The organism is Amycolatopsis sp. cmx-4-61 (assembly GCF_046548775.1).
Lineage (GTDB): Bacteria > Actinomycetota > Actinomycetes > Mycobacteriales > Pseudonocardiaceae > Amycolatopsis.
This window is the reverse complement of sequence record NZ_JAEBEI010000008.1, coordinates 379,755-386,039: the sequence shown is the minus strand read 5'-3', so window position 1 is coordinate 386,039 and position 6,285 is coordinate 379,755. Positions and strand designations below refer to the sequence as shown.

The following is a 6,285-nucleotide window of genomic DNA, read 5'->3' as shown; positions in this document are numbered from 1 at the left end:
CCTTCGCCCCCGACACCGGCAGCAACGGCTCGATGACCTGCCACTGCTCGTCGGTCAGCTCATGCCTACGCACCACGACCGAAGATCAAAGCAGATCACCCGCACCAGCTTTGAGGACAGGCCCTAGCCGGGCTCCGCGGCCATCCCGTGCCAGAGCAGGTCGGCGAGTTCCGCCGCGTCGCGCTTCCAGTCGCCGTTCGGGTCGAGCCAGAGCAGGCCGCCCATGCCCCGCATGACCAGCACCGGTGTCAGGCCCGGCCGGACCGTGCCGGCCGCCCGGTTGGCTTCGAGCATCGCCGCCACCGCGCCGAGCATGTCCTCGAAGGCGTCACCCGGCAGCTCGCCCCGGGCCGCCGTCGCCGTGCGCAGCGCGTCGGCGAGTCCCTTCTTGGTCATCATGTAGTGGGCGACGTGGTCGGTCACCCACAGTCGCAGGGCCTCGTCCGGGGCGTGCTTCTCCAGCAGCACCGGCACGACCTCCACGATGTGCCGGACCTCCCGCCGGTAGACCGCCAGGATCAGCGCCTCCGGGGTCGGGAAGTGCCGGTAGACCGTGCCGACGCCGACGCCGGCCTGCTTGGCGATCGCGTTGAACGAGACCTCGCCCGTGTCGGCCAGCGAGGCCGCCGCCGCGGCCAGGATGCGTTCGTGGTTGCGCCGCGTGTCCGCGCGGCGCGGGCTGACCGAACCGGTCGTCATCGTTCCTCCCGGTGGTCGTGCCGTCCCGCTGAATCTAGCCGAGTACCGGAGCAACTCCAGCCTGTCCGCTTCGTTGCCAAGCGGATTGTAATCCGCTAGCCTCGCGGCGAGTGAAGCGGATGAGTATCCGCTCCCGCCTTTCACCGCCCCACCACACCGTCGGGCAACCACCCGGCTCCGCGGAAAGAGACCAGTGGACATCTCACTCGAAGTCAACGGCAGAACCGAACACCTGGACGTCGACCCCGGCGTCACGCTCCTGGACGCGCTGCGCGAGCGCCTCGCCGTCACCGGCCCGAAGAAGGGCTGCGACCGGGGGCAGTGCGGTGCCTGCACCGTGCACGTCGGCGGCCGGCCCGTGCTTTCGTGCCTCACCCTGGCCGCCACCGTCAAGCAGCCCGTGACGACCGTCGAAGGACTGTCCACTGAGGACCGTCTGCACCCGGTGCAGCAGGCGTTCGTCGACCAGGACGCCCTGCAGTGCGGGTTCTGCACCGCCGGGCAGATCATGTCGGCGGTCGCCGCCGTCGAGCAGGACGTCGAGGACGTGCGGGAGTTCATGTCCGGCAACCTCTGCCGGTGCGCGGCCTACCCGAACATCGTCAAGGCGGTCGAGCAGGCGAGGCGGGCCGATGCGTCCCTTTGAGCTGAGCGCACCGACCACCGTCGAAGCCGCCCTCGCGACGCCCGGCACGTTCCTGGCCGGCGGCACGACCCTCGTCGACCTCATGAAGCTCGACGTCCTCACGCCGGAACACGTCCTGGACATCAACCAGGTCCCGCTGCGCGGCATCGACACGAGCGACGGCCTGCGCTTCGGCGCGCTGGAGCGGATGAGCGCCATCGCCGCCCACCCGCAGGTCTACCCGGCGATCTCGCGGGCCCTGCTGCTGAGCGCGTCGCAGCAGCTGCGGAACATGGCGAGCATCGGGGGGAACCTGCTGCAGCGCACCCGCTGCTCGTACTTCCGCGACGTCGCGATGCCGTGCAACAAGCGCGAGCCCGGCAGCGGCTGCTCCGCGATCGAGGGCGCCAACCGCATGCACGCCATCCTCGGCACCAGTGACTCGTGCGTGGCGACGCACGCCAGTGACGTCGCCGTCGCCTTCGCCGCGTTCGACGCCCGCGTGAAGCTGGCCGGCGCCGAAGGCACCCGCGAAGTCGCGCTGCGCGATTTCTACCACCTGCCCGGCGACACCCCCGCGCTGGAGAACGACCTGCGCCCCGGCGAACTGATCACCGAGGTGATCGTGCCCCGGCTGGACTGGGCCGCGAACTCCACCTACGTCAAGGTGCGCAACCGGCAGTCCTACGAGTTCGCGCTGTGCTCCGCCGCCGTCGCGCTGGACGTGCGGGACGGGGTCGTCGCCGACGCCCGGATCGCGGCCGGCGGCGTCGGGACGGTGCCGTGGCGGCTGCCGGCCGTCGAAGAGGCGCTGCGGGGCGCGCCGGCGACCCAGGCCACCTTCGAGGCGGCCGCGGCCGCGGCCACCGACGGCGCGCGCCCGTTGTCCGCCAACGCGTTCAAAGTGCCGCTGCTGCAGCGGACCATCGTCCGGGCGCTGCTCGAACTGACCGAGGGGAGTTCCCGATGATCACCCGGCTCGACGCGCCGCTGAAGGTCACCGGCCAGGCCAAGTACGGCGCCGACCACACCTTCCCCGGTCTGGTCTACGGCTATGTCGTGCTCAGCACCATCGCCCACGGCGAAATCGAAGCGATGGACGTCTCCGCGGCGAAGGACGCGCCCGGCGTGCTCGGGGTGTACACGTCGTTCGACTCGCTGACGCTGCGCACCCCCAGCTTGCCGATCTTCGGCGACACCTGGGTGCCGCTGCAGGACAAGGAAGTCACCTACTACGGCCAGCCGATCGGCTTCGTGGTCGCGGAGACCTTCGAGCAGGCCCGCGACGCCGCGGGCCTGGTCGAAGTCGCCTACCGCACGCGGCCGGCCCGGACCTCGCTCGCCGAAGGCCTCGCCACGGCGGAACCCGCGTCACCGGGCTTCGACGGCGCTCCCCCGGAAATCGAGGTGCTCGAAGACGGCGTCGAATCGATCGAAGCCGCCCTCGCCGCGAGCCCGGTGGTCGTCGAGGCGACCTACACGACCGCGACGCAGAACCACGCCGCGATGGAACCGCACTCCGCGGTCGCGGTGTGGGACGAGGGCGAGCTGACCGTCTACAGCGGGAACCAGGCGTCCCACATGCAGGCGGCCGAACTGGCCATGGCGTTCGAGCTGGCGCCGGAAGCCGTCCACGCCGTCAACCCGTTCGTCGGCGGCGCGTTCGGCGGCAAGGGGCGGACGTCCACGCCGGCGTTCCTCGCCGCCGCGGCGGCCCGGGCGCTGAGCCGGCCGGTGAAGGCCGCGCTGACCCGCGAACAGGTCTTCACCGCCACCGCCGGCCGGGCCGCGACGGTCCAGAAGCTCGCGATCGGCGCCGAGCCGGACGGCACGCTGGTCGCCCTGCGGCACGACTCGTGGTGCCACACCGACACCGCCCGCTCGTTCGTCGAGCCGACGTCGCACGGCACCTCGCGCGAGTGGTACGCCACGAAGAACCTGTCCATCACGCAGAAGATCGTGCCGCTGAACGTCCCGCCGACGACGTTCATGCGCGCCCCCGGCGAGGCGCCGGGATCGTTCGCGCTGGAAAGCGCGATCGACGAGCTCGCCGTCAAGCTGGGCATGGACCCGATCGAGCTGCGCGCCCGCAACAACTCGACCGCCCCGCCCGGGCACGACCTGCAGTGGTCGAGCAAGCACCTCGACGAGTGCTTCCGGATCGGCGCGGACCGCTTCGGCTGGGCGCACCGCCCGGCGGGCAGCCGCACCGACGGCGACTGGCTCGTCGGCATGGGCGTGGCCACCGCGGTGTTCCCCGCCCTGCGCTTCCCGGCGACCGTCGGCGTCACGCTGCGGGCGGACGACACCGCCGTCGTCGCGACGAGCGGCGCGGACCCCGGCACCGGCCTGCTGACGGTGCTCTCCCTGGTGGGCGCCGAGTCGCTGGACATCCCGGCGGACCGGATCGTGCCGCGCCTCGGCGACTCGGCCCTCCCGCCGGGCGGCATGTCCGGCGGCTCGACCGCGACGGCGAGCGCGGGCACGGCGATCATGCTCGCCGCCACGAAGGCGATCGACGAACTGACCGCGCTCGCCGCCGATCCGGGCGCGCCGTTCGAAGGCCGCCAGGTCACCTACGCCGACGGCCGCGTCTTCGCCGACGGCCACTCGATGACCTTCGGCGAGCTGCTGCGGGCCGTGGGCCGCGAATCGCTCGAGGTGACCGGCACGTCGGCGCCCGGCGAGGAGATGACCAAGCACTCGTTCGCCTCGTGGGGTGCCCAGTTCTGCGAGGTCCGGGTGCACAAGTGGACCCGGGAGGCGCGGGTGTCCCGGCTGCTCGGGGTGTTCGACGCCGGCCGGATCATCAACGACAAGGCCGCCCGCAGCCAGCTCATGGGCGGCATGATCTGGGGTGTCTCCGCGGCACTGCACGAGGGTCTGGAGATCGAGGCCAACGGCCGGCTCGCCAACGGCGACTTCGCGAGCTACCTGCTGCCGGTCAACGCCGACATCCCGGAGGTCGACGTCCAGTTCGTCGAGTACCCCGACACCCTGCACAACGCGGTGGGCGCGCGGGGCCTCGGCGAGATCGGCACGGTCGGCATGGCGGCGGCGATCGCCAACGCCGTGTACAACGCCACCGGCATCCGGGTCCGGCACATCCCGATCACCATCGAGGACCTCCTCGAAGGCTGAGGGCGTGGGGAAGGGCGGCTCCGGGCGTCCTTCCCCACCCCGCACCGGAAATTCACGGCGTCTTCGTCCGCTTGGCGGATCCGGGCCGGACGCCGTTATCCATCCGCGACAACGCGGGAGACGGATCGCCCATGACGGCGGCCCGTCCGCGGTCCTAGGCTGACGGGCGCTTCCCCCGACAGTCCACGAAGGGACCCTCCGCATGACCGACCCCGTCGTCCCCACCACGTCCGGCGCGGTCCGCGGTCAGATCACCCCCGCCGGCGTGGCGCTCTTCCGCGGTATCCCCTACGCCGCCGCGCCCGACGGCGAACTCCGCTTCGCCGAGCCCGTCCCCGCGCCGCCGTGGGAGGGCGTCCGCGACACGCGGAGACCCGGGCCGACGGCGCCGCAACGCCGTCACGACGTGCCGGGCCTCGACCTCACCCCGTTCACCGGCACCGGCTGGCGACCCGGGCCGGAGTACCTGACGGTGGACGTCTGGACGCCGCAGCCGGGCGGCGCGGCGCTGCCGGTGCTGGTGTTCGTGCACGGCGGGGCGTTCCTCGGGGGTGCCGCCTCCGCCGCGGTCCACGACGGCACGGCGTTCGCCCGCGCCGGCGCGGTGCTGGTGACCGTGCAGTACCGGCTCGGCATCGACGGGTTCCTGCCGCTGGACGGCGGGGCGACCAACCTCGGCCTGCGCGACCAGCTCGCGGCCCTGCACTGGGTCCGGGAGAACATCGCCGCGTTCGGCGGCGACCCGGCCAACGTCACCCTCTTCGGCTCGGCTTCCGGCGCCGTCAGCGTCGCCTGCCTGCTGGGCTCGCCGCTCTCGGCCGGGCTGTTCCGCCGCGCGATCGTCCAAAGCGGACACCCGGACATGGTCCGCGACGGCGTCCAGGCCCGGCGGCTGGCCAAGGTGGTCGCCGACGAACTGAAGGCGGAACCGACCGCGGAGGCGTTCCGCAAGGTGTCGACCGAGCAGCTGCTCGACGCGCAGGACGCGGTCCTGCGCCCGGGCGGCGCGCCCGACCTGCGGGACGCACTGGGCTACGACCGCGGGTACGGGCTGAGCCCCTTCCTCCCGGTGGTGGGCGACGACGTCCTGCCGCACCACCCGGGCAAGGCGATCAAGGCGGGCGCGGGCCGCGACGTCGACCTGATCGCGGGCAGCTGCAGCGAAGAGATGCGGCTCTACCTGGTGCCGACGGGCGCGCTGGAAGCGGTCACCGACGACCAGGCGGTGGCGTCACTGGCGGTGTCGCACCCGGACCCGGCGGGCGTGCTGTACGCGTACGGTCTCGGATCCGGCCGGACGGCGGGCGAGGTCCTGGTCGAGGCCCTGACGGACCTGGTCTTCCGCGACGGCGTGCGCGACCTGGCCGAGAACCACAAGGGCCGGACGTTCCGGTACGAGTTCGAGTGGGGTTCGCCCCTGCTCGAGGGCCGGCTGGGCGCGTGCCACGGGCTGGAGCTGCCGTTCGTGTTCGGCGCGCCGGACGCGGTCTCGGGCCCGCGCGGCCTGCTCGGCGAGAACCCGCCGAAGGAGCTGGCCGCCGACCTGAACGGCGCCTGGCTCCGCTTCGCGACGACGGGTGCCCCGGGCTGGGCGGAGTACACGGGCGAGGACACGATGTTCCACGCGTACTGAACAGGGCGGCGCGGCCCGGTGAACCGAGCCCCGCGCGGCCGCGGCCCGAACCCGGCACCGGCGTGCCCGGGCGCAGATCACGAACTGGTCGAGGGCTTTGCTCCCGCGGGCTGGCTCCGGGCCCGGACAGTTGACGACCGGCCTGCCGCGCTGCCAGGCTCAGGCCGCCCGGACGGCCGGATGAATG

The 6,285-nt window shown here is 72.7% G+C and carries 5 protein-coding genes; 4 read left to right on the top strand and 1 reads right to left on the bottom strand.

Going from position 1 to position 6,285, the window contains the following annotated elements; all coding sequences use genetic code 11:
• Positions 1–123: 123 nt before the first annotated feature.
• Complete coding sequence (locus ACLJOU_RS24665; RefSeq protein WP_410570274.1) at positions 124–699, bottom strand: TetR/AcrR family transcriptional regulator; 576 nt, start codon at positions 697–699, stop codon at positions 124–126.
• Between the two features lie 193 nt (positions 700–892).
• Between ACLJOU_RS24665 and ACLJOU_RS24660 the strand changes: the two genes are divergently transcribed.
• The 4 genes from ACLJOU_RS24660 (at position 893) to ACLJOU_RS24645 (ending at position 6,098) form a co-directional block, all read left to right on the top strand.
• Positions 893–1,345 (top strand): (2Fe-2S)-binding protein, encoded by a 453-nt coding sequence (locus ACLJOU_RS24660; RefSeq protein ID WP_410570272.1) that lies wholly within the window; start codon positions 893–895, stop codon positions 1,343–1,345.
• A complete protein-coding gene (locus ACLJOU_RS24655; RefSeq protein ID WP_410570270.1) occupies positions 1,332–2,294 on the top strand; it encodes an FAD binding domain-containing protein in 963 nt (320 codons plus the stop codon). Before ACLJOU_RS24660 ends, ACLJOU_RS24655 begins: the two co-directional genes overlap by 14 nt.
• Positions 2,291–4,465 (top strand): xanthine dehydrogenase family protein molybdopterin-binding subunit, encoded by a 2,175-nt coding sequence (locus tag ACLJOU_RS24650; RefSeq protein WP_410570268.1) that lies wholly within the window; start codon positions 2,291–2,293, stop codon positions 4,463–4,465. Before ACLJOU_RS24655 ends, ACLJOU_RS24650 begins: the two co-directional genes overlap by 4 nt.
• A 202-nt stretch (positions 4,466–4,667) precedes the next feature.
• A complete protein-coding gene (locus ACLJOU_RS24645; RefSeq protein WP_410570266.1) occupies positions 4,668–6,098 on the top strand; it encodes a carboxylesterase/lipase family protein in 1,431 nt (476 codons plus the stop codon).
• The last annotated feature ends 187 nt before the right edge of the window (positions 6,099–6,285 follow it).

Bases quoted from the DNA above. Each gene is read 5' to 3' on its own strand.
- ACLJOU_RS24665 (WP_410570274.1), bottom strand. From the start codon at position 699: ATGACGACCGGTTCGGTCAGCCCGCGCCGCGCGGACACGCGGCGCAAC.
- ACLJOU_RS24645 (WP_410570266.1), top strand. From the start codon at position 4,668: ATGACCGACCCCGTCGTCCCCACCACGTCCGGCGCGGTCCGCGGTCAG.
- ACLJOU_RS24650 (WP_410570268.1), top strand. From the start codon at position 2,291: ATGATCACCCGGCTCGACGCGCCGCTGAAGGTCACCGGCCAGGCCAAG.
- ACLJOU_RS24655 (WP_410570270.1), top strand. From the start codon at position 1,332: ATGCGTCCCTTTGAGCTGAGCGCACCGACCACCGTCGAAGCCGCCCTC.